At 69.9% G+C, this 21,336-nt stretch carries 17 protein-coding genes and 1 pseudogene; 10 read left to right on the forward strand and 8 right to left on the reverse strand.

Going from position 1 to position 21,336, the window contains the following annotated elements; genetic code table 11:
- The first annotated feature begins 16 nt into the window (after positions 1 to 16).
- The gene (locus QFZ67_RS05755) at positions 17 to 991 is read left to right on the forward strand and encodes an acyl-ACP desaturase (RefSeq protein ID WP_307660004.1); all 975 of its coding nucleotides are present in this window, start codon (positions 17 to 19) and stop codon (positions 989 to 991) included.
- A 30-nt stretch (positions 992 to 1,021) separates the two neighbouring features.
- Here the strand turns inward: QFZ67_RS05755 and QFZ67_RS05760 are convergent, their stop codons facing one another.
- From QFZ67_RS05760 to QFZ67_RS05770, 3 genes are all read right to left on the reverse strand, one after another.
- Entirely contained in the window at positions 1,022 to 4,423 is a 3,402-nt protein-coding gene (locus QFZ67_RS05760) for a hypothetical protein (protein ID WP_307660005.1), read from the reverse strand.
- Positions 4,424 to 4,778: 355 nt separating this feature from the next.
- Positions 4,779 to 5,024, reverse strand: coding sequence for a WhiB family transcriptional regulator (locus tag QFZ67_RS05765; protein ID WP_307660006.1), 246 nt, complete (start codon positions 5,022 to 5,024; stop codon positions 4,779 to 4,781).
- A gap of 82 nt (positions 5,025 to 5,106) precedes the next feature.
- Positions 5,107 to 5,901, reverse strand: coding sequence for a VOC family protein (locus QFZ67_RS05770; RefSeq protein ID WP_307660007.1), 795 nt, complete (start codon positions 5,899 to 5,901; stop codon positions 5,107 to 5,109).
- A 232-nt stretch (positions 5,902 to 6,133) separates the two neighbouring features.
- Here QFZ67_RS05770 and QFZ67_RS05775 point away from each other — a divergent pair, with 232 nt between their 5' ends.
- Positions 6,134 to 6,793, forward strand: a complete 660-nt coding sequence (locus QFZ67_RS05775; RefSeq protein WP_307660008.1) for a TetR/AcrR family transcriptional regulator — start codon at positions 6,134 to 6,136, stop codon at positions 6,791 to 6,793.
- Positions 6,794 to 6,879: 86 nt separating this feature from the next.
- Here QFZ67_RS05775 and QFZ67_RS05780 read toward each other — a convergent pair whose 3' ends face one another.
- Positions 6,880 to 7,764 carry an alpha/beta hydrolase gene (locus QFZ67_RS05780; RefSeq protein WP_307660009.1) on the reverse strand — a complete coding sequence of 295 codons (885 nt, stop codon included), beginning with the start codon at positions 7,762 to 7,764 and terminating at the stop codon, positions 6,880 to 6,882.
- A gap of 143 nt (positions 7,765 to 7,907) precedes the next feature.
- Between QFZ67_RS05780 and QFZ67_RS05785 the strand changes: the two are divergent.
- A pseudogene (locus QFZ67_RS05785) lies at positions 7,908 to 8,273 on the forward strand (ester cyclase); the annotation flags it as partial.
- 44 nt (positions 8,274 to 8,317) lie between these two features.
- Here the strand turns inward: QFZ67_RS05785 and QFZ67_RS05790 are convergent.
- Entirely contained in the window at positions 8,318 to 9,340 is a 1,023-nt protein-coding gene (locus QFZ67_RS05790; RefSeq protein ID WP_307660010.1) for a multicopper oxidase domain-containing protein, read from the reverse strand.
- 197 nt (positions 9,341 to 9,537) lie between these two features.
- Here QFZ67_RS05790 and QFZ67_RS05795 point away from each other — a divergent pair, with 197 nt between their 5' ends.
- Complete coding sequence (locus QFZ67_RS05795; protein ID WP_307660011.1) at positions 9,538 to 12,021, forward strand: ThuA domain-containing protein; 2,484 nt, start codon at positions 9,538 to 9,540, stop codon at positions 12,019 to 12,021.
- Between the two features lie 56 nt (positions 12,022 to 12,077).
- On the forward strand, positions 12,078 to 14,222 hold the full coding sequence (locus QFZ67_RS05800; RefSeq protein ID WP_307665735.1) for an OmpL47-type beta-barrel domain-containing protein: 2,145 nt from the start codon (positions 12,078 to 12,080) through the stop codon (positions 14,220 to 14,222).
- A 66-nt stretch (positions 14,223 to 14,288) separates the two neighbouring features.
- On the opposite strand, the gene ligD is transcribed toward QFZ67_RS05800, so the two are convergent.
- The gene (gene ligD, locus QFZ67_RS05805; RefSeq protein WP_307660012.1) at positions 14,289 to 15,302 is read right to left on the reverse strand and encodes a non-homologous end-joining DNA ligase; all 1,014 of its coding nucleotides are present in this window, start codon (positions 15,300 to 15,302) and stop codon (positions 14,289 to 14,291) included.
- Positions 15,303 to 15,357: 55 nt separating this feature from the next.
- On the opposite strand from ligD, the gene QFZ67_RS05810 reads away from it, so the two are divergent.
- Both QFZ67_RS05810 and QFZ67_RS05820 read left to right on the forward strand, forming a co-directional pair.
- Positions 15,358 to 16,419: an ATP-dependent DNA ligase gene (locus QFZ67_RS05810; protein ID WP_307660013.1), complete on the forward strand. Its 1,062-nt coding sequence runs from the start codon at positions 15,358 to 15,360 to the stop codon at positions 16,417 to 16,419.
- Between the two features lie 415 nt (positions 16,420 to 16,834).
- Positions 16,835 to 17,092, forward strand: coding sequence for a hypothetical protein (locus tag QFZ67_RS05820; RefSeq protein ID WP_307660014.1), 258 nt, complete (start codon positions 16,835 to 16,837; stop codon positions 17,090 to 17,092).
- 6 nt (positions 17,093 to 17,098) lie between these two features.
- Here the strand turns inward: QFZ67_RS05820 and QFZ67_RS05825 are convergent, their stop codons facing one another.
- The gene (locus QFZ67_RS05825; protein ID WP_307660015.1) at positions 17,099 to 18,052 is read right to left on the reverse strand and encodes a GlxA family transcriptional regulator; all 954 of its coding nucleotides are present in this window, start codon (positions 18,050 to 18,052) and stop codon (positions 17,099 to 17,101) included.
- Between the two features lie 201 nt (positions 18,053 to 18,253).
- Between QFZ67_RS05825 and QFZ67_RS39050 the strand changes: the two genes are divergently transcribed.
- Both QFZ67_RS39050 and QFZ67_RS05835 read left to right on the forward strand, forming a co-directional pair.
- Positions 18,254 to 18,406, forward strand: coding sequence for a hypothetical protein (locus QFZ67_RS39050; protein WP_373429950.1), 153 nt, complete (start codon positions 18,254 to 18,256; stop codon positions 18,404 to 18,406).
- Positions 18,403 to 18,849, forward strand: coding sequence for a hypothetical protein (locus tag QFZ67_RS05835; protein WP_307660016.1), 447 nt, complete (start codon positions 18,403 to 18,405; stop codon positions 18,847 to 18,849). The genes QFZ67_RS39050 and QFZ67_RS05835 overlap by 4 nt, the downstream gene beginning before the upstream one ends.
- 54 nt (positions 18,850 to 18,903) lie before the next feature.
- Here QFZ67_RS05835 and QFZ67_RS05840 read toward each other — a convergent pair whose 3' ends face one another.
- Positions 18,904 to 19,338, reverse strand: a complete 435-nt coding sequence (locus QFZ67_RS05840) for a YchJ family protein (protein ID WP_307660017.1) — start codon at positions 19,336 to 19,338, stop codon at positions 18,904 to 18,906.
- A 113-nt stretch (positions 19,339 to 19,451) separates the two neighbouring features.
- Between QFZ67_RS05840 and QFZ67_RS05845 the strand changes: the two genes are divergently transcribed.
- Positions 19,452 to 21,257, forward strand: a complete 1,806-nt coding sequence (locus QFZ67_RS05845) for an FAD-dependent oxidoreductase (protein ID WP_307660018.1) — start codon at positions 19,452 to 19,454, stop codon at positions 21,255 to 21,257.
- Positions 21,258 to 21,336 lie beyond the last annotated feature (79 nt).

Genomic DNA, 21,336 nt, shown 5'->3' on the forward strand with positions numbered 1-21,336 from the left:
GTCCCCAGGAGCACCCGTGACGATCACCTCTCCCCACCTCGGCAGTTCGGAAGCGTGGACAGACGCCCGACTGCTGTTCGCGCTGGAAGAGGTGGTGGAGAAGGAACTCAACCGCCATCTCAAGGTCGCCAAGGACTGGATGCCGCACGAGTACGTCCCGTTCAGCGACGGCCGCAACTTCCCCGGCTTCTTCGAGGACGGCCAGGCCTGGGAGCCCGAGCAGTCCAAGGTCACCGACCTCGGCAAGATCGCGCTGGTCGTGAACCTGCTGACCGAGGACAACCTCCCCAGCTACCACCACGAGATCGCGAGCCTCTTCGGCCGCGACGGCGCCTGGGGCACCTGGGTGCACCGCTGGACGGCGGAGGAGGGCCGGCACGGCATCGTGATGCGCGACTACCTGCTCACCTCGCGCGCTGTCGACCCGGACAAGCTGGAAGAGTTCCGGATGGCGCACATGGCGGAGGGCTTCGAGTCCGACAACCGCCACTCGATGCTGCACTCGGTGGCGTACGTCGCCTTCCAGGAGCTCGCCACGCGCGTATCGCACCGCAACACCGGCCACCAGTCGGGCGACCCGGTCTGTGACCGGATGCTGGCGCGGATCGCGACCGACGAGAACCTGCACATGGTCTTCTACCGGAATCTGCTGGGCGCGGCCTTCGAGATCGCCCCCGACCTGACGATGCAGGCCGTGCGTGACGTGGTGGTCAACTTCCGCATGCCGGGACACGGCATGCCGGGCTTCGAGCGGGCCGCCGCGCAGATGGCGATCGGCGAGATCTACAACATGCGGATCCACCACGACGACGTGCTCCAGCCGGTGCTGCGCTTCCTCAAGGTCCTGGACATCGACGGTCTCGGCCCGGAGGGCCTGAAGGCGCAGGAGGAGCTCGGCCTGTACATGGGCGGGCTGGACTCCGAGGCGAGCAAGTTCGACGAGAAGCTCGCGGCGCGCAAGGCACGGATGGCGGCGCGGGCGGCAGGCTGACCGTCCCGGCCGCTCCCACGGCCGCTCGGGTCATTCGTACGCCGTCACCCTGCCCAGGGCCGCATCGCGCACGTCCGCGTCCACATGGCGGCGCAGCTTCCGCAGCTGTACCCGCCACGGCTCGGTCCAGGAGGTGCGTGAGCCGGCGGCCGAGACGACCGTGACGGCGAGGAGGCCTTCCGTGTGGCCGCCGGCATCGGCGAGCTGCCTGGCGGCGGCGAGCAGCGTCCCGGTGTCGCCGGGCATCTGCCTGCCGCCGATCCGCTTCTCCAGCACGCCGGCGGTGCGCACGGCGAGTGCGGGGCGGCCCTCATGGAGGCTGACCAGTCGGCCGAAAGCAGCGTGCAGCTCTGCCGGTTCCGCGTTCAGGTCAAGGGATTCCACCAGCAGGGCCGCGGCCTGCGGGACGAAGGCGTCGTGGCGCGCCAGCAGCTCCGCGGCAGCCGTCAGTACCGGACGCAGCGCGCCGGGCCGCGACACGGTCTCCCGGGAGAGCCTCGTCACGAGGTATTCGACACGGCGGCGGGCGGGCCGGTCCCGGTCCGTCCCCGCGTCGTCCACGTCGTACGCGTCGTACGCCTCGTCCGCGGCCGCCGTATCGGCCGTTACCAGCGCCTGGAGCGCGCGCTCCACGGCACGGCCTGCTTCCGGGCCGGAAGGCGCGGCGGAGGCGAGCCCGTCCGCGGCGGCGTGCCAGGACTGCCGCGCGTCCAGCCGGGTGACCGCAGCCACCAGGACGGCCGAGGCATCGGGCGACCAGGGCACCCAGCGCGCGACCGCCTCGTACGCGAGCGCGGCGAGCTCCGTGTCCTCGGTGTCGCACACCTCCCGGACCAGGCGGGCGTAGCGGGGCCGGTCCGGCTCCGGCAGATCCATCGGCAGCACCCGGAGCACGGCGGTACGCAGCACCGTGTCGCCGGCCGCCGCTTCTTTCAGCAGCTGCCAGGTCCGTTCGTCGCCGAGCAGCGGGGCGGAGAAGGCCACACACGCGGCCCGCACATCCCGGTGCTGGTCCCGCACGGCGTACGCGTCGGCCAGCACTCCGGCCGCCTCGGGCAACGGCAGCCGGGTGGCCGCCAGCCGTACGGCCTCCTTTCGGCTGGTCACCTTGGTGGTGCCGGGCGCCAGTACGCCGCTCAGCAGCGCGCCGAGCAGTGACGGCCTTGCGTACCGGGAGGCGCGGGTGGCCGCGTACACGGCGACGCGCGCCCGGTCGCCGCCCGCGTGCGCGAGCAGTTCGGACAGCACCTCGGCGGGCCGGTCGGTCCACGCCAGTGCGGCGATGGCCGCCTCCGCGAGCACCACATCCTGCGACCCTGTCCAGCGGCGCGCCACGTCGGCGCCCACGTCCGGGATCCGCGCGGCGGACATGAGAGCGGACGCACGCGCGTACAGCGGAAGCGATTCGTCGTACGCCGCGCGCTCCAACTGGCGTGCGGCTGCACGCTGTTGACGTGCGGTCCAGCGCCGGACATCGACGCCCACCGGCACGGTCCAGTGGGTGCCCCTGGTCAGGAATCGCCCGTACGGCGGGGTGTCACCCAGCAGCCGGTCGAGCAGATCGGTGCGGCGCGTGCTCAACACCCGTACGACAGCGGGGAGTGCGGCGGCCGAGGGCTCGTGGTTGACAAGCCTCTCCACTCGCTGGTCACGTCCACCAGGCGGTTCGAGCCAGAGCCCAACTGCGGTCTGTGCGGTGGAGTTGTCGCCGAACCGGACGGCCTGCCAGAGCAGATCCTGCAACTCCGGCATTCCGGCCGCGCGCCGGCCCACCGCGCGGGCGAGCGCGAAGGCGAGGCTGAAGTCGGCCTTCTCCGCGCCCGCCTCGATCCAGGGGCGCAGCGCCTCGAAGACCGCGTGCTCCTGGCCGCGGCGCAGGGTGCGGTCCAGCCGGCCGAGATCGGCGCCGCCGGTGCTTCCCGAGATTCGTACGAGGGTGCGCAGCGCCCAGTTCACCAACTGCCGCCGGCCGGTTGCGGCATGCTCGCGCAGCACGGCGATGGCGAGGCGGCTCAGCGCCTGGCGGGTGTCCGGGGAGGAGTCGCGGGCTGCCACGGCGTCGGTGGCAACGCGATCGAGGTGCGGCTCCGCGTCCTCGGTGAAGAGTGCGGGCGGGGTGGCGGCGAGCGCGTGCATCGCGGCCGAACGCACCGGGTCCTGCTCATTGCACAGCCGAGACATCTCGTGCAGTACGGCGGTGACGGCATCGGGGTCACCGGAGCGCCCGGCGTTGCGGATCAGCAGCGGCCAGGCCTCGGCACGATCCTCCGCCGACGCACGCTGCGTGGCCGCCACGAGCTGCTCGCGCGCCTGCGCGACGGGCAGATAGGACTCGGCGAGCAGCACCGAACTCCAGCCCGCTCCACGCTCCTTGGCCCGGTCCGCCGTCCGGCGCGCCTCCCCCGCCACATAACTGCGCGGCAGTACGTCGAGAAGCTCGGCGTTCACAGTGCCCGCCTCGGACCCGCGCTCCGCGAGCACGGCCTCGTGGAAGGCTCCGCGGCGGGCCGGCGGGTGGGCTTTGACGAGCCGGGCGTACTCGTCGTAGTGGGCTGCCATGACCTGGCCCAACTCGACGAGCAGATCCTGCGGTGCGTGGCGTGCCAGGTGCCGCAGGACGGCCGGACGCAGCGATGTGCCGCGGCGGATGGCGTGGCCCTCGGGGACGAGCAGCATGCGGACTACGCGCGCGGGGTCGGCCCTGGTCAGCGCCGGGATGCTCGGGCGCAGCCGGACGGGCAGGGCCGCGGGTCCGTGCCGTACGAGCAGATCGAGGACGCGCAGCGGGTCGGCAGTGGTGACGGCGGCGACGGCATCGGCGTACCGCTGCCACCAGCCGTCGCGCAGCGCCTCGGGGAGCGCGGACAGTTCACGTTCCGCGGTGTCGAGGAGAACGCCGGGATGGCGGGTGCCGAGCCCCGTCCAGCCGCGTACGGCATGGAACAGGGCGGGCAGCAGCCGCGCGACGGTCCCGGCCCCGCACCCCGGCAGCAGCCGCGCCGCCTCGACGTCGCCCCAGGTCTCCCTGATCCCGTCGATGACGCGGTCGGCGAGCGCGGAGCGGCGCGCGGCGACTATCGCGTGCAGCAGCTGCCTGCGTACGGCGGCGGGGGCGTCGTGGAGAGCGGCGACGAAGGCGTCGTCGGGCACGCCGAGGCCCGTGGCCACACGCAGGGCCTGGCCGCGGACGAACGAGTCCGGGTCCGCGAGCCGGGCTCCGACCCACTCGGCGTCCCCGCCCACGGCGGCCGCGACGACGGCGACACCACGCTCATAGGGGCCGCGCTCATCGAGCTCGGCCACCAGCGGTCGCAGCTCCGCCGGGTCCATCTCTCTTGCTTTCGCGGCGAGTTCACTCATGCGCAGCGGGTACGGAAGGGGATCGAGCGCGTCCAGCAGGCGGTCCGCCTGGTGCAGGGGAGTGTGAGCCATGGAGGGATTCTGCCTGCTGAGTCGTCACGGCGGGCGGTCAGGTCGTCGCCAGGCGCAGCGTGAGCGCGGCGATGGCGAGGACGAGGGGGATGGCCGCGTTCGTGGCGGGGTCCCGGAGGCCGGCCAACCGACCGTACGGTGCGCGGCGCAGGGCGTCGACGAGCGGCAGCGCGCCTCGGCCGCTCAACTGGGCTGCGGACGCCTAGGAGTTCGCCAACACACCGAACGCGATCAGCAGCGCTTGGGCGAGCACCGCGAGACCGGCCGGGGCGAGTCCGGTCTGTACGAGATCGAGGGTGCGCAACGCGGCGGCGGGACGAGGCGGGCGGGCCGAGGTCCGCCGCCTCCGCCGGGCTCAGTTCTGCGCCTGCTTGAGGCGGTACCGCTCCTTCTCCGACAGCCCGCCCCACACCCCGAACCTCTCGTCATGAGCCAGCGCGTACTCCAGGCACGCCACTCGCCCCTCGCACGCCCCGCACAGCTGCTTCGCCTCTCGCGTCGACGAGCCAGGGGCCGGGAAGAAGAATTCCGGGCCCGCCTGGGCGCACAGCGCGGTCTCCTGCCAGGAGAGTTCTTGGTCAGTGGTGGTGTTGATCGGCATGCGGGACACGTTCCCCCGTACCGATAAACGCCGGGTCAATGAAGCATCAACGACCCCATGGTTTTCGGCCACCGCCCCCGCATCAGCCCTCCGTCTGCACTCCCTGCATCACCGCGAAGCGCGCGCCCGCCGGGTCCGCCAGTTTGGCGAAGCGGCCCACGCCCTCCATGTCGACCGGAGCCATCCTGACCTTGCCGCCCAGCTGCTGCGCCTTGGCCACCGACGCGTCGCAGTCCTCGACCTCGAAGTACGGCAGCCAGTAGGGACCGTCCGTCTCCACCGGGTCCGCGGCCAGTGGGACGATGCCGCCGAACATCGCCTCCGCGCCCGCGCCCGCCGGGTTGACCATCGTGTACGAGCCCGTACCGTCCGGCAAGGGCATCGTGGACGTCTCCCAGCCGAAGATTCCGTTGTAGAAGTTGAGACCCGCGCCCGGGTCGTCGGTGTACAGCTCCGCCCAGCACAGCGTGTTGGGGTCGTTGACGACATCCAGGCCCTTGATCTGACCCGGCTGCCATGTCGCGAAGCCCGCGCCCGCCGGGTCGGTGAAGACCGCCATGCGGCCCATGTCGAAGACGTCCATCGGCTCGAACAGCACCGCGCCACCGCCCTGCTCGACCGCCTTGGCCGTGGCGTCGGCGTCGGGCGACTGGAAGTAGAGGGTCCAGCCCGGGCCGCCCTGCTCGGGGCTGACCGTCATGCCGCCCGCGACGGTCTTGCCGTCCAGCTGGTACATGCCGTAGCCGCCGGCCTCGGGGCCCGCAGACTGGAAGGTCCAGCCGAACAGGCCGCCGTAGAAGGCGTTCGCCGCCTCGATGTCGGGCGTGCCGAGGTCGAGCCAGTTCGGGGTGCCTGTGACAAAACGGGTGGTGAGCATGGTGCGCTCCTTCGAGGTGATCCCGCGGCCCTGTCGTGCTGAGTCTGCTACTGAACCCTGACGACCGCACCCAGTACGCCCCAGTACGCGATGACACGTCCCCGTACACCGCAGAAGCCGGATGTTCCATTACGCGACCACCCTCCGCACATGCCGGCTTCCCGACCCCGACTCTCGGGAGCAGCCGAGCAGTGGATATCCGCACGATCGTGCGTTCAGTACCATGGCGGGCATGAGCAGCGGCAGCACACGCACGGACGGACGCGTCGAGCGCGGCAACCAGACCCGGCGGCTGGTCCTCGAGCGCACGACGAACATCGCCTCCGCGGAGGGCCTGGAGGGGCTTTCCCTCGGCCGTATCGCTACCGAGCTGAAGCTCAGCAAGAGCGGCGTCTTCGCCCTCTTCGGCTCCAAGGAGGAGCTCCAGCTGGCGACGGTACGGGCGGCGGTAGACGTGTACGTCGACCATGTCGTACGGCCGACCCGCGAGCTGCCGCCCGGGGCCGCCCGAGTAGGGGCGCTGTGCAGGCACTGGCTTGACTACTCCGCGAGCCGCGTCTTCACCGGCGGCTGTTTCTTCCACGCCGTCACCGCGGAATTCGACGCCCGCAGCGGTCCGGTGCACGACGCGATCGCCCAGGCCCGGGCGGACTGGGTGCGCTATGTGGAGCGGACCATCGAGGAGGCGCGGCTCACCGGCGGCCTCGACGCGGAACTCGACGTTCCGCAGCTCGCGTTCGAGATCATCGCGCTGATGGAGGCCGCCAACGCCGAGTCGGTGCTGCATGACGACGACTCGGCGTACGACAAGGCCGGGCGCGGCATCCTGAGCCGCCTGCGGGCCGCTGCGACCGACCCGGCGGAGGTGCCGCAGCAGCTCCGGAGCAGCTGACCGCCGACCACACACAAGCCCGCCGACCACGCACAAGCCCGGCGGACTCACACGGCGCGCGGCGCAACGGCCACAGCGTGCGGGTTCTACGTCCGCCCCTCGTGGACCACGGCCGCCTCGCCACGACCCGACACCGCGAAGTCCACGGCCTCGGCCACGACTTGGGGGTCATTGAGTATCCGGCGGTGCCCAAGGCCCCGGGTAGTGACAAGCCGGGCGCGCTCCCCGTGAGCAGCCGCGATGACCTGCGACTGTGCCGACGGCACCATGTCGTCGACCTCGTCGTGGAAGAGCAGGACGGGAACGCCCACCTCCTCGGGCCGGTAGTTGGCACTGAAGCGCCGCCATATCCCGGGCTCGCCCGGGAACAGCAAGCCCTCTATGCGGCCGCGCAGTTCGTCCTTCACCCTGTCGCGGAGCCCGAGGCCGTCGCAGAACCCGTCGAGGACAAAGTCGAATTCGCCGACGCCGCCGATCCCCACGATCCGGCGTGCCGTCACATCGTCGCGCAGCGCGAAGAATGCCGCGAGGACCCCGAAGGAGTGGGCGACGACGGCCTCGAAGTCGCCGTGTCGTGCGTGCAACTGCTGGATGATCTCGCGGTATTCGAGGATCGTGGTGGCACGGCCCTCGGAATCCCCGTGCCCCGGCGCGTCGAAGGTGACGGGGCTGTAGCCCTTGTCGCGCAGCGCGGTGATGAAGTCGCTGAGCCGGGAGCCTCGTGACGACCAGCCGTGAACCAGCAATACGGGGCGGTCGCCGTCTCCCCATGAATAGGTGACGACGCTCTTGCCGTTGACGGCCAGCCGGCCGGTGCGCGCCTTGGAGAGCAGTTCACGCTCGGACGATCGCGGCCGGCTGCGCCCGAGGGGGCGGGCGAAGACCGCGAATGCCATGCGCCCGGCCAGGCGGGGCGCGACATGAGAGGTCGCGTTGAGGGCGGTACGAAGCAGCGGAGCCATGGGGTGCATACCCGGTTCTCCTTGATCGGCCTATGATGTCGAAGACATTAGCACGATCGTTCGCACAGTTTCTTGGCCATACATCGAGGACGCGACGGAGCAGCTCTACGCGGGGGGCGCCGCTGGACTAGGTCGCTGGTCGACGGCTCTACAAGGCACTCGAAGGCGGCGACCTCGATCTGGCCGACGAGCTGTTCACTCCGGCCTTCGTCACCAGCGAAGGCCGGCACCAGAACGTCATCGGACCGCAGGGCTTCAAGGACGCCATCCGCGAGGTGCATGCCACCCACGCCGATCCGAGCTTCGAGATCCTGGACATGGTGGCCGAGGACGTCCGGGTCATGGTGCGCTGATGCATGCGGGCGACCCACAGCGGCGAGTTGATGGGCGTGCCCGCCACCGGACGGCAGGTGAGTATGGAGGCCTTCGCCCTGTTCCGCTTCGTGGGCGACCGCATAAGCGAACGGCACGCCGTCATCGACCGGCTTGGCCTCCTCCAGCAACTACAGGCCGACTAGGTTCGGTTCGGGCGATCATGTGTCGCATGATCGCCCGGACAGAGCTAATGGCCGTGCCCACCCGCCCCGGCGTCTGACTTCACGCCCGCCGCCGAACCCTCCGGATGGTGCGGCTCATACCCCGGAATCGTCCCGTCCGGCTTCGCCACCAGGAACAGCCCCGCCATCCCCATGTCCGAGTGGCTCTGGACGTGGCAGTGGTACATCCAGGCCCCCGCCCCCACGTGCTCGCCCGCGATGATCTGGAAGCCGAACGAGTCCGCCGGGCCCGTGATCTTGTTGTCGATCACGCGGCTGACGTCGGCCGGGCCGTCCAGCAGGCCCGTCCTGTTGTCCGCCCAGCGGTGACCGTGCATATGGAACGTGTGGTAGTACTCGCCGTGCGTGATCATGACGATCTCGACGCGATCCCCCACCGTGGCCTGAAAATTGGGGCTCGCGTTCGCCGGCTTGTTGTTGATCGTCATGTCGTTGAAGACGATGGTGAACTGCTTGTCCGGGAGGATGTCACCCTTCCTGCGGACCACCACCGGGCCGTAGAGGCCCTTGCGGATGCCTCCCGTGCCGTGGTCCGTGCCCACCACATGGTCGTGGTAGTGCCAGTAGCCCGCGCTGCCCGCGCGCCAGGTGCCGTCCGCACGTTTGCCCGGAGTGTGGGTGCGCCAGGTGTACGTGCGGGTGGCGCCGGGTTCGACATGGCTCTTGCTCAGCTTGGTGCCGTCGTTGGCGATGTCGTAGTCCACGCCGTGGGCGTGCAGGCTCACCGGCACGTCCATCGCGTTCTCGAACTCGATGTGCAGGGTGTCGCCTTCGACCAGTTCGATCAGCGGACCCGGGATCGACGCCTTGCCCTTCTCCAGGCCGTAGCCCATCTGACCGTCCGGCAACTTCTCCGCGTACAGCTTGAGATGGCGTATCTGGCCGCCGGCCGGGGCAGTCTTCGGTGCGCCAGCCGCCGACACGGCGCCGGTCGCGCTCGGGGCCGAAGCTAGTGACAACGATGTCACACCCGTCGCCGCGACCGCGCTCCCCGCCAGCAGTCGCCGGTTGAAGCTCCGTCTGTCCATGCCGAACTCTCCAGTTCTGTACGGAGATTGACGGGGCGCAACTGACCCCGGGGACGACCACACGGTAGCCGGGGGATCTTCGTTTATCCACACCAAGGACAAAGTTCGTGCCATCGCGGTCTTACCTATTGGCGAACCGCGAAAAGGGGTCTAGTTTCCAAGGCTGTTGTTGTGACCAAAGAGGGGTACGTGACCACATGCAGCGCGCACCACATCACAGGTCGAGATCCCGAAGAAGCGGACTGGCGGCGGCCCTTGGGGTCGGCGCACTGACCGTGTCCCTGCTCGGCGGCGGCGATGTCGCCGCGGCCAGGCCCTATCCGGAGCTGCCCTCGACAACGTTGTCTCTGCCGTCGCCTCCCGGCGGCCAGAATGTACGGGTCCTCGTCTTCCACGCCTCCGCCACCGAGGAGTCGCCGACCGTCAACGCGGGTATCGCGGCGATCGAGACCATCGGGCAGACCGGTCCGGCCGCGGGCCGGTTCAAGACCGAAGCCACCGACGACGCCTCTGTGTTCACCAATGCCACCAAGCTCGGCAGGTACAACGCGATCGTCTTCCTGACGGGCGGCGGCGATGTGCTCGACCCGGAGCAGGAAGCCGGGCTCGAGACGTATCTGGAGGCCGGCGGAGGTTTCCTGGGCATCCATGACGCGGCACGCACCGAGCCGTACTCCGACTGGTTCACCGGGCTGATCGGCGCCCGGCCGGCCGGCGCCCCGAGCGCGGTCCAGCGCGCGACGGTCGAGGTCGGCGACCGTCAGCATCCGGCCACCAAGTCGCTTCCGCTCCAGTGGAAGCGGCCCGACAAGTGGTTCAACTGGGCGGCCAACCCGTCCGGCAGCGTGCACACGGTGGCCCGCGTCAAGGAGAACTCGTACAAGCCCGGCACCGGCGCCAACGGCTGGGACCATCCCGTCTCCTGGTGCCGTGACTACGACGGCGGCCGCTCCTTCTACACCGGCATGGGCGGTACGGTCGACAGCTTCGCCGAGACCGACTTCCGCGACCATCTGCGCGGCGCCCTCGCCTGGACCACCCGTCTCTCGCGCGCCGACTGCAAGGCCACCATCAACGCCAACTACACCGCCGAGCGCGTCACCCAGCCCAACCAGCCGGGGCAGAACGACCAGATCGGCGAGCCGCACGGCCTGGTCACCGCCCCCGACGGCCGGGTGCTCTACATCGGGCGCGGCGGCGCCGACTCCAGTAAGCCCGTCGTGACCGACTGGAACAACCCCGACATGGGCAAGGGCCAGGGCGAGATCCACGTCTACGACCCGAAGACCAAGAAGGTCACGCTCGCCGGAGCCCTCACGATCTTCGGCAACAAGGGCGGCGGCGATGAGCTGATCAAGGTCGAGGAGGGTCTGCTCGGCATCGAGCTGGATCCCGACTTCATGACCAACGGCTGGGTGTATCTGCACTACACACCGCACTCCAGGATCAACCGTGACACGCATATGGCCGAGCGTCGGGTCTCCCGCTTCACGCTCGACCTGGCCACCGACAAGCTGGACCTGGCGAGCGAGAAGGTGCTGCTCAAGTGGCCGGTGCAGATCCACAGTTGCTGCCACGCGGGCGGCGGTATGGCCTGGGACTCGCAGCAGAATCTCTATATCGCCACCGGTGACAACAACTCCTCCGGTTTCAGCGGCGGTTACTCCGGCAACAACCCGGAGCCGAACTTCAAGGGCGTGTCCTTCGCCGACGCCCGCCGCACCGCGGGCAACACCAACAACTTCAACGGCAAGATCCTGCGGATCCACCCCGAGGACGGCGGAACGTACACGCTCCCGGCAGGCAACCTCTTCACGGGCAAGGAACCCGACGAGGGCGGCGGCAAGACCCGTGGCGAGATCTATGTGATGGGCGTGCGCAACCCGGCGCGTATCTTCATCGACAAATCGACGGACATCCTCTACGCGGGCTGGGTCGGCCCGGACGCCGGCGCGCCGTCGACGACCTGGGGTCCGGCGAAGTACGACACCTTCGCCGCCATCACCAAGCCGGGCAACCACGGCTGGCCGTACTGCATGGGCAACAAGCAGCCCTACCGCGACCGCAATCTGCCCGATCCGAGCAAGCCGCTCGGCTGGTACAACTGCGACGCCCCGAAGAACGAGTCGCCCAACAACGACGGCCTGGTGAATCTGCCGCCGATCACCTCCAACACCATCTGGTACTCGCCGCAGGGCGGCGGCGTGGACTATCCGCGCGACGCCAACGGGATCCCGAGCTACAAGACGGAGGAGCAGAAGATCCTGATGCCGTGGCTCAAGGGCGGCGGCCAGGCGACCATGAACGGTCCGGTCTACCGCTACGACGCGGCCGGCACCAGCAAGGACAAGTGGCCCTCGTACTGGGACGGCAAGTGGTTCGTCGGTGACTTCTACGACGGCGACCAGCCGCGGCACGCGGTGCTGACCGACCCGAAGACCGTGGGCATGGGCGGCATCCCGGTGCACGCCGAATCCCTGAAGAAGATCATCCCGGTGGGGGCAAGCGGCATTCGCAACCTCATGGACTGGAAGTTCGCGCCGGACGGCTCGCTCTACGTCCTGGACTACGGGCGCGGATTCTTCACCTCCGACTCCAGGTCGGCGCTGTGGCACGTGACGTACAAGGGCGGCGAGCCCACGCCGTCCGCCGAAAAGCTGGCACGGAAGGCAGCACGGTGAGACACCTGAGACACAGAACGGCGAGCTTCTGGACGGCCCTGCTGGCCGCGGTGACGATGGTTCTGGGGCTGACGTCCGCAGTCGCCTACGGCCAGAGCGACGACCGGGTCGCCGACCAGGTCCTCACCTGGACGGCCGGCGATCCGACCGACCGCTATCTCTCCTTCCCCACCACCGCGGTGGCGGGCAGGACGACGATCGTGTTCGAGAACAGCAAGGCGACCGGTAACACCACCGGTATGCCGCACACGCTGACCTTCGACGTCTCCGATCCCGAGTACAACAACGACGTACCGCTGAACATCCTCGCCAATCCCGGTGACGACCAGGGCGGCAGGCACACCGCCGAGGTCACGCTGACTCCCGGCCGGTACCGCTTCCACTGCACCATCCCCGGCCACGGCTCCATGCAGGGGATCCTGACCGTCACCGAAGGCGGCGGCGAGGACACCACCGCGCCCGACACGACCGCGAAGGTCGACGGCGACAAGAACGCGGAGGGCGCATACGTCGGCCAGGCCACCGTGACCGTGTCGGCGACCGATGCGGGATCGGGCGTGGACAAGATCGAGTACGTGGTCGGGGCTGACGGCCCCTGGCAGCCGTACACCGCGCCGGTCGTGGTCAACGAGGTCGGCACGCACAAGATCCGCTACCGGGCCAGTGACAAGGCGGGGAACGTCGCCGCGGAGAAGGCGGTCGACTTCGCGGTCGTCGCCCCGCCGACCGACGACAAGACACCGCCGGAGACCTCGGCGACGGTCAGCGGCGAGAAGAACGAGCAGGGCCAGTATCTGGGGATGGCCACGGTCACCGTGACCGCGTCGGACACCGGCTCGGGCGTCAACACCATTGAGTACGCGATCGGTGCGGCCGGCGCCTGGCAGCCGTACACCGCCCCGGTGATGGTGCACGAGGCGGGCACGCACAAGGTCCGCTACAAGGCGACCGACAAGGCCGGGAACGCGGCCGCGGAGAAGGCCGTGGACTTCACTGTCGTCACGCCGCCCGCCGAGGACAAGACCCCGCCGGTGACCTCGGCCGGGGTGAGCGGTGAGAAGAACTCCGACGGCGCGTACATCACCAGCGCCAAGGTGACGCTCACCGCGACCGACGCGGACTCGGGGGTCGACAAGGTCGAGTACTCCCTCGACGGCGGCCCGTACCTCGCGTACACCTCTCCCGTCATCGTCGACCGGGTTGGGTTCCACACCGTGCTGCACCGGGCGACCGACAAGGCGGGCAACACTTCCGAGGCTCAGAAGGTGTCGTTCACGATCGCGGAGGGCGGCGGGGTTCCGGCGCCCAACTGCCCGGAGTTCGACGAGCGGTTGACGGTGATCGTCGGCACGGTCGACACGGGTGTGCCCAACCGCATCACGCGCAGCCGCTGCACGATCAACGAGCTGATCGAGGACGAGAAGGACTGGTCCTCGCACGCGCTGTTCCTCAAGCACGTGGACAAGGTCCTCGACAAGCTCCTCGCGGACGGCGTCATCGACCAGCGCGAGCACAAGAAGATCTACCGGGCGGCCAAGCAGTCCGGCATCGGCAAGCCGGGCCAGAACACCGGCTACCGCCATCTGTTCGACGGTACGCAGGCGTCCTTCGGCAAGTGGCAGCATGTGGGCGGCGGTTCGTTCGGGCTCAACGCCGACGGTTCGATGATCAGCGGCACCACCAAGGGTGGCCTTGGCATGCTGTGGTTCCCGCAGCGGCAGTACGGGGACTTCTCGCTGAAGCTCCAGTGGCGGGACGACGCGCCGGGCTCCGGCAACGCCAACAGCGGTGTCTTTGTGCGCTTCCCGTACGTCCACAACAACCCGGAGGAGCCGCGTCCGGAGTGGGTCGCCATCAAGTACGGCCACGAGGTTCAGGTTCTGGACCGGCCGGACGGCGACATGTACAAGACCGGCTCGATCTACGGTTTCGACCGGGTGGGTCTGGGCGGTGCGGGTGTGACGCCCAAGGGCACCTGGAACGACTACGAGATCCGGGTGGTCGACCAGCACTACTCGGTCTACCGGAACGGCGTCCTGATCAATGAGTTCGACAACGCCGGCGGCCAGGAGTTCGTCCCGCCGCGCGGCGACGACCCGGGCACCGACGGCCGGCGGTACGCCTCCGGCTACATCGGGCTCCAGGTCCACGGCACGACGGATGTGATCTCCTACCGCGACATCCGGGTCAAGGAGCTCTGACACCGGACCTTGCCGGTCCTTGCCGGTCCTGCCGGACCTTGACCGACGAAGGCCCCCTTCCCGCGCCTAGGAGGGGGGCTTCTTCGCGCGGCTCGGCTGCACCCGCTTCGGCTCGCCCGGCATCTTGGGATAGTCCGGCGGGTACGGCAGGTCGCCCAGACCATGGTCGCGCTCGTCCTTCGTGGCCAGCTCCAGCAGGCTGTCCAGGGAGAAGGCGTGGTCGTCCATGTCCGCGTGCACATCGCCCAGTTCAAGAAAGCGCACGGGCATGGTGGCGATGTCGAAGTCGAGCGGCGAGACGTCGTCGATCTCGTCCCAGCGCAGTGGCGCCGAGACGGGCGCGTGCGGGCGGGGGCGTACGGAGTAGGCGGAGGCGATGGTGCGGTCGCGGGCGGTCTGGTTGTAGTCGACGAAGATCCGCGCGCCGCGCTCCTCCTTCCACCAGGCGGTGGTCACCCTGCCCTCCATGCGCCGTTCCAGTTCGCGGCCGACGGCGATGGCCGCGCGCCGTACCCGGGTGAAGTCCCAACGCGGTTCGATCGGCACGAACACATGGAGACCACGGCCGCCCGAGGTCTTGGGCCAGCCGCGCAGTCCGTGCTCGTCGAGGATGACGCGCAGCTCGTGCGCGGCCCTGACCGCGTCGGCGAAGTCGGTGCCGGGCTGCGGGTCCAGGTCGATGCGCAGTTCGTCGGGGTGGTCGACGCCGTCCCTCCGTACCGGCCAGGGATGGAAGGTCAGACAGCCGAGGTTCGCCGCCCAGATCACGGCGGCGACCTCGGTGGGGCAGATCTCGTCGGCCGAGCGTCCGCTGGGGAAGGAGATATGGGCCGTGGGGATCCAGTCGGGGAGGTTCTTGGGGGCGCGCTTCTGGAAGAACGACTCGCCGCCGACGCCGTCGGGGTAGCGCTCGAGGGTGGTGGGGCGGTTGCGCAGGGCGCGGGTGATCCCCTCCCCCACGACCAGGTAGTAGCGGGCCACGTCCAGCTTGGTGAAACCACGCTCGGGAAAGTAGACCTTGTCCGGACTGGACAGCCTTACGACACGTCCGCCGGCTTCCAGTTCCACCGCTGCACCCATGTGCGCCACGGTAGGCCGAGCGCGGATATGCCGCATATCGTGCAGAATCTGGAGCATGGATCTGCCCGTGATGCCACCCGTGAAGCCGATGCTGGCCAAGCCCGTGAAGAAGATCCCGCCGGGCATGCAGTACGAGGCCAAATGGGACGGCTTCCGGGCGATCGTCCACCGGGACGGCGACGAGGTGGTCATCGGCTCCAGGACCGGCAAACCGCTCACCCGCTACTTCCCCGAGCTGGCCGCCGATCTGCTCGCCAACCTTCCCGACCGCTGTGTCGTCGACGGCGAGATCGTCATCGCGCACGAGGGACGCCTCGACTTCGACCGGCTCACCGAGCGCATCCACCCGGCCGAGTCCCGGGTGAAGCTGCTCGCCGAGCAGACCCCGGCCAGCTTCGTCGCCTTCGATCTGCTCGCGCTCGGTGACGAGTCCCTGCTCGACACCCCGCTCGCCGAGCGCCGCGCCCTGCTCGCCGAGGCGGTCGCGGGCGCGCGGGCGCCCGTGCATCTCGCGCCCGCCACCACCGACGCCGCGCTGGCGCAGGAGTGGTTCGAGCGGTACGAGGGCGCGGGACTCGACGGGGTCATCGCCAAGCCACTGGACCTGCCCTACCGGCCCGATGCCCGGCTGATGTTCAAGATCAAGCACGAACGCACGGCGGACGCCGTCGTCGCCGGCTACCGCTTCCACAAGAGTGGCCCCGTCGTCGGCTCGCTGCTCCTCGGCCTGTACGACGACTCGGGCGCGCTCCAGCACGTCGGCGTCTGCGCCGCCTTCTCCATGAAGCGGCGCGAGGAGCTGATCGAGGAGCTGGAGCCGCTGCGGATGGATCCCCCCGCCGGCCATCCCTGGGCGGCGTGGACGGACGAGACCGCCCATGAGAGCGCCCGGCTGCCCGGCGCGCAGAGCCGCTGGACGGGCAAGAAGGACCTGTCGTGGGTGGCGCTGCGGCCCGAGCGGGTGGTCGAGGTGGCATACGACCACATGGAGGGCGACCGGTTCCGGCACACCGCCCAGTTCCGCCGCTGGCGTCCGGACCGCGAGCCCGCCGACTGCACCTATGCACAGCTGGAGGAGCCGGTGCGGTACGACCTCTCAGAGGTGCTGGCTCCCTGAGGTGACCCGGGTCCGCCGGGGCAACTCACCGCCCAGCGTGGGAAGTTCGTCGACCGGAGTCACTTCGGCCGCGCATTCGACAGCAGTGACGGGCCGCCACCGTCCGTCACCGTCCTTGCGCCTCAGGACGGCCGATTCGGGGGCCGGGCCCGCGTTCGCGTAAGGTATGTCGGCGGTGCCGCCGGAGGCGGCCGGCGCCGTTGTCCCTGACGATGTCGACCGGGACGCGGTCGGCGAGATCGCCGCGCCGTCTCGCCCTCTTCAGATCCCTGCGTACGCGCATGGTCTGCTCCCTTCGCCGCTCGCGGACGGGGAGTTGACGGGACCTCAGCACTTACCCGACCTCGTCCGGTACGTATGGAGGGGTGGCCGCCGACCGCCGGCGCCCGACACAGAAACAGAGAAGGAACTACACGTGACCGCGTCGCCCCTGATCCCCGTACCGATCCCTGATCGCGTCGCCGCGCTGATCGGGTCCTGCATGCCGATCCACGTCCTGCAGGCGGAGATCGACGCCGAGTTTGCGGCACGTGAGGTGTACCAGTTCCGCGGCCCGCTGTGCGCCGAGGACCGGACGGACCGGGAGCACGCGCTGTCCGCGCTGGCCCTGGCCAACAAGGTGCTGGCCGCCTACAACCCGCTGCTCATCCTCAAGCCGGGGCGCGCCCACTGACCGGGCTCACCCCACGGACGAACCCTGGAAGGCGCGGCGGTAGGCATGCGGGCTGGTGCCGACCTGGCGTTTGAAGCGGTCGCGGAAGGCGGTCGGTGAGCCGAAGCCGACCTGGGTCGCGATGCGGTCCACGGAGTGCGCTGTCGTCTCCAGCAGATACTGCGCCTGGCGGATACGGGCGCGGTGCAGCCACTGCAGGGGCGTGGTGGCCGTCTGTTCACGGAAGCGGCGGTTGAGGGTACGGGTGCTCATGCCCGCCCGCGCGGCGATCTCGCCGAGGCTGAGTTCACGCCGGGCGTTCTCCTCCATCCAGTGCAGCAGAGGTTCCAGGGTCGCGCCGTCCAGGCTCGGCGGCTGTTCATGGACGATGAACTGCGCCTGACCGCCCTCGCGTTCCAGCGGCATCACCGAGAGCCGCGCCGCGTCCGCGGCAACCGCCGAGCCATGGTCCCGGCGGATCATGTGCAGACAGAGATCGAGTCCGGCGGCGGCGCCCGCCGAGGTCAGGAACTGGCCGTTGTCGACATAGAGCACATCCGGGTCCACCTCGACCTCGGGGTGCAGGGCCGCGAGCGCGCCCGCGCCGAGCCAGTGGGTGGTGGCCCGCAGCCCGTCCAGCAGGCCGGTGGCGGCGAGGACGAAGGCCCCGGCGCAGATCGAGGCGATACGAGTGCCGCGGGCCGCAGCGGCCCGCAGGGCGTCGAGCGCCTCGGGCGGTACCGGCACGGTCGGGTCTGCGCAGCCGGGCAGGATGATCGTGTCGGCCTCGGCCAGCGCCTCCAGGCCCCACGGCGCGCGCAGCGTGAACGCGCCCGCGTCGATCTCGCCCGAAGGGGCGCAGACGCGGACCCGGTAGGCGGGCCTGCCGTCCGGCAGCCGGGTGCGGGCGAACACTTCGAGCGGGGTGGACAGGTCGAAGGCGATGACGCCGTCCAGGGCGAGTACGGCCACGGTGTGCATGGCCATAACGTAATCGCCGACCGGTTTCCGGCCAAGGGCCCCCAACAGCGCGGGCCTGCCATTTGCCCGAGTCGATCGCGCTGGCGAGAATCCGTTGGAAAGTGGCATTCATGCCACTGCCCCGCCCCCTGCCGCGCTCATTGGCCGTCGGACCGGCGCCCCAGCCGGGGCTGCCCCTCCCCAGGCAAGGACTGGCGCCGGATGCTCGTCCAGACCGTTCTGTTCGACGGCTTCGACCCGTTGGACGTCGTCGCTCCGTACGGAGTGCTCGGCGCCGGCGGCATGGCCGCCGGCCGCGGCACGGTCCGGGGTGCCCGCGGCACCGTCCCCGTCCTCGAAGGCCGGCCGGCGTGACCAAGTTCCTGCTCATCGTTCACGTACTGGCCGCGATCATCGCGATCGGCCCGGTCACGGTCGCGGCCGGCGCGTTCCCCGCCGCCGTCCGACGGGCGCGGGCCGAGCCCGACAGCGAAGGGGCGCACGGTGTCGTACATAACCTGCACCGCATCTGCCGGGTGTACGCCGTCGTCGGTGTCGTCGTGCCCGTCTTCGGTCTGGCGACCGCCAACAGCCTGCATGTCCTCGGCGACACCTGGCTGATCGTCTCGATCGTGCTCACCGCGCTGGCCGCCGGCATCCTCGGACTGCTGGTGCTGCCTGGTCAGAGTGCGGTCCTGGAGGATCTCGGGGCCGTCGCACCCGCCAGGCTCGCCATGTCCACGGGGGCGTTCGATCTGCTGTGGGCGACGGTCACGATCCTGATGATCGTGCGGCCCGGATCCACCACCGGGGCGTGACCCGCCCTGACCGCCTCCGCATACGTGCGGCCCGGGGCGGTGGGCCCGCCGCGCTCACTCCAGGAAGACACCGTCGACGTACACCCAGGCTCCGCCGTGCCGTTCGAAGCTGCTGCGCTCGTGCAGTTCGCCACGCTTGCCGTGGTGCCGGTAGCGGACCCGGAAGGTGACCGTACCGGAGGAGTGGAAGGGGCTGCCGTCCGTGGTCTGAAGGATCTCCAGCCCCTTCCAGTGCATGCCGGGGTCGAGTTCGAGGTGCGGCGGCCGGGTCGCCGGGTGCCAGGTGCGCAGCAGATACGCGGCGTCCTGAGCGACGAAGGCGCTGTAGCGGGAGCGCATCAGCAGCTCGGCGGTGGGGGCTGCGTGCTCGCCCGAGTGGAAGCGGCCGCAGCACTCGCCGTAGGCGGCGGGCAGCCCGCAGGGGCAGGGCGAGGTGTCGGTGAGGGCGGGCGCGTGGCCGCGCCCGGGGCGGGAGCTGCGTCGGGGCATGGGTCCATTTTCCAGCCATTGAACGAATAGGCCCACGCGTGGCTTCCGGGTCATGGGGGATCTCCGTATGCTCCTGCGCCGGACGCGACAGTTACCGTCGGTAAGGGGTGGGGATGGACCGGGTCGGCAGCACGCGACGCACCTTCATGGCGGGGGCCGCCGCGGCCGGCGGTACGGCAGCGCTGGCCACGGCTGCCACAGCGGCCACAGCCGCAGCCGCAGCCGCAGCCGCCGATTCAGCGGCGGACGGCGGCTCCCGCGCCGCGCAGTCTGTCGCCGTACTCGGCGGCGGGGTCGCCGGACTCACCGCCGCGCACGAGCTGGCAGAACGCGGCTTCAAGGTCACCGTCTACGAGCGCAGGGCGCTCGGCGGGAAGGCCCGCAGCATGGACGTCCCGGGCAGCGCGAGGGGCGGCCGCCGACCGCTGCCCGCCGAGCACGGCTTCCGCTTCATCCCCGGCATCTACCACAACCTGCCGGACACGATGCGGCGCATCCCGTTCCCGGGAAATGCCAACGGTGTCTGGGACAACCTGGTGGCGCCGTCCGAGATGTCCTTCTCCCGCACCGGGCGCGAGGACTTACGGATCCCGCTGCCCTGGCCGGGGCACAAGCCGGCCGAACTCACCCTCGACGAGATCCGCCGCGCGCTGACCGCCGCGCTCGACACCGTCCTGGGCATTCCGGCCCTTGAGACGGCGTACTTCGTGAACCGGGGTCTGGTCTTCCTCACCAGCTGCGACGAGCGGCGCGACGAGACATGGGAGCGCACGCCCTGGTGGGAGTTCATCAGGGCCGAGCGGATGAGTTACGACTACCAGCGCATCCTCGCCGTCGGCCTCACCCGGAACATCGTCGCGACCAAGGCCGAGGAGGCCAGCACCCGTACGGTCGCCACCCTCCTCGAAGCCTTCGTCTTCAACGCGCTCGGACGGGGCGCCGACGGACCGCTCGACCGGATTCTCAACGCCCCCACCAACGAGGCATGGATCGACCCCTGGGTCCACCATCTGAAGAAGCTGGGCGTCCAGTTCCGTATCGGCTGGACGGTACGGGAAGTGAGGTACGGCACCGGCCGGGTCACCGCGGCGGTGATCGAGGACCCGCAGGGCGTACGCCAGTCGGTGAGCGCCGACCAGTACGTCTCCGCGATGCCGGTGGAGCATGCCCGGCGGACCTGGAGCGCCGAACTGCGCGCGGCGGACCCGCAGCTGGGGCGGTGCGACAACCTTCGGACGGACTGGATGACGGGCATTCAGTTCTATCTCACCGAGAGCGCGCCGCTGCTGCACGGGCACCTCAACTGCATCGATTCGCCCTGGTCCCTGACTGCCATTCAGCAGGCCGGGCACTGGCCCGCCCACAACTTCCCTGCCGACTACGGCGACGGCGTCGCGGTGGACTGCCTGTCGGTCGACATCTCCGAGTGGGACAAGACCGGCATCCTGTACGGGAAGACCGCCAAGCAGTGCACCCGTACAGAGGTCGCGCGGGAGGTGTGGGCCCAGCTCAAGGCGGCCGTCAACGACACGGGCCGCACGGTCCTCAAGGACAGCGCGCTGCACTCCTGGTTCCTCGATCCGGGCGTGGACGGCCTCGGCACCCCGAATCCGACCAATGACGACGAGCTCCTCATCCACCCGGTCGGCACCTTCCACAACCGCCCCGAGGCCGCCACCCGGATCCCCAACTTCTTTCTGGCCGGGGACTACGTGGCCGTCGACATCGACCTGGCGACGATGGAGGGCGCCAATGCCTCGGCCCGCGCGGCCGTCAACGCCTTGCTGGACCGGACCGGTTCACCGGCGGCCCGCTGCACGGTGAAGCCGCTCTTCCGTGCCCCCGAGGTCGAGCTGATGAAGCGTCACGACCGCACCCGCTACCGGCTGGGGCTGCGCAACGCCTTCGACCTGGGCTGATCCACTCCCCTATGTACGCACACACCGAGGTGAGCCGGCAGACGTTCATCGAGCGGGAGAAATCCAGACGGCCGGTGTG

Origin of the sequence: Streptomyces sp. V1I1, assembly GCF_030817355.1 — a bacterium.
Lineage (GTDB): Bacteria > Actinomycetota > Actinomycetes > Streptomycetales > Streptomycetaceae > Streptomyces.

Coding starts and splice junctions, on each gene's coding strand:
- QFZ67_RS05760 (WP_307660005.1), bottom strand. CDS start 4,423: ATGGCTCACACTCCCCTGCACCAGGCGGACCGCCTGCTGGACGCGCTC.
- QFZ67_RS05765 (WP_307660006.1), bottom strand. CDS start 5,024: ATGCCGATCAACACCACCACTGACCAAGAACTCTCCTGGCAGGAGACC.
- QFZ67_RS05770 (WP_307660007.1), bottom strand. CDS start 5,901: ATGCTCACCACCCGTTTTGTCACAGGCACCCCGAACTGGCTCGACCTC.
- QFZ67_RS05775 (WP_307660008.1), top strand. CDS start 6,134: ATGAGCAGCGGCAGCACACGCACGGACGGACGCGTCGAGCGCGGCAAC.
- QFZ67_RS05780 (WP_307660009.1), bottom strand. CDS start 7,764: ATGCACCCCATGGCTCCGCTGCTTCGTACCGCCCTCAACGCGACCTCT.
- QFZ67_RS05790 (WP_307660010.1), bottom strand. CDS start 9,340: ATGGACAGACGGAGCTTCAACCGGCGACTGCTGGCGGGGAGCGCGGTC.
- QFZ67_RS05795 (WP_307660011.1), top strand. CDS start 9,538: ATGCAGCGCGCACCACATCACAGGTCGAGATCCCGAAGAAGCGGACTG.
- QFZ67_RS05800 (WP_307665735.1), top strand. CDS start 12,078: ATGGTTCTGGGGCTGACGTCCGCAGTCGCCTACGGCCAGAGCGACGAC.
- ligD (WP_307660012.1), bottom strand. CDS start 15,302: ATGGGTGCAGCGGTGGAACTGGAAGCCGGCGGACGTGTCGTAAGGCTG.
- QFZ67_RS05810 (WP_307660013.1), top strand. CDS start 15,358: ATGGATCTGCCCGTGATGCCACCCGTGAAGCCGATGCTGGCCAAGCCC.
- QFZ67_RS05825 (WP_307660015.1), bottom strand. CDS start 18,052: ATGCACACCGTGGCCGTACTCGCCCTGGACGGCGTCATCGCCTTCGAC.
- QFZ67_RS39050 (WP_373429950.1), top strand. CDS start 18,254: ATGCTCGTCCAGACCGTTCTGTTCGACGGCTTCGACCCGTTGGACGTC.
- QFZ67_RS05840 (WP_307660017.1), bottom strand. CDS start 19,338: ATGCCCCGACGCAGCTCCCGCCCCGGGCGCGGCCACGCGCCCGCCCTC.
- QFZ67_RS05845 (WP_307660018.1), top strand. CDS start 19,452: ATGGACCGGGTCGGCAGCACGCGACGCACCTTCATGGCGGGGGCCGCC.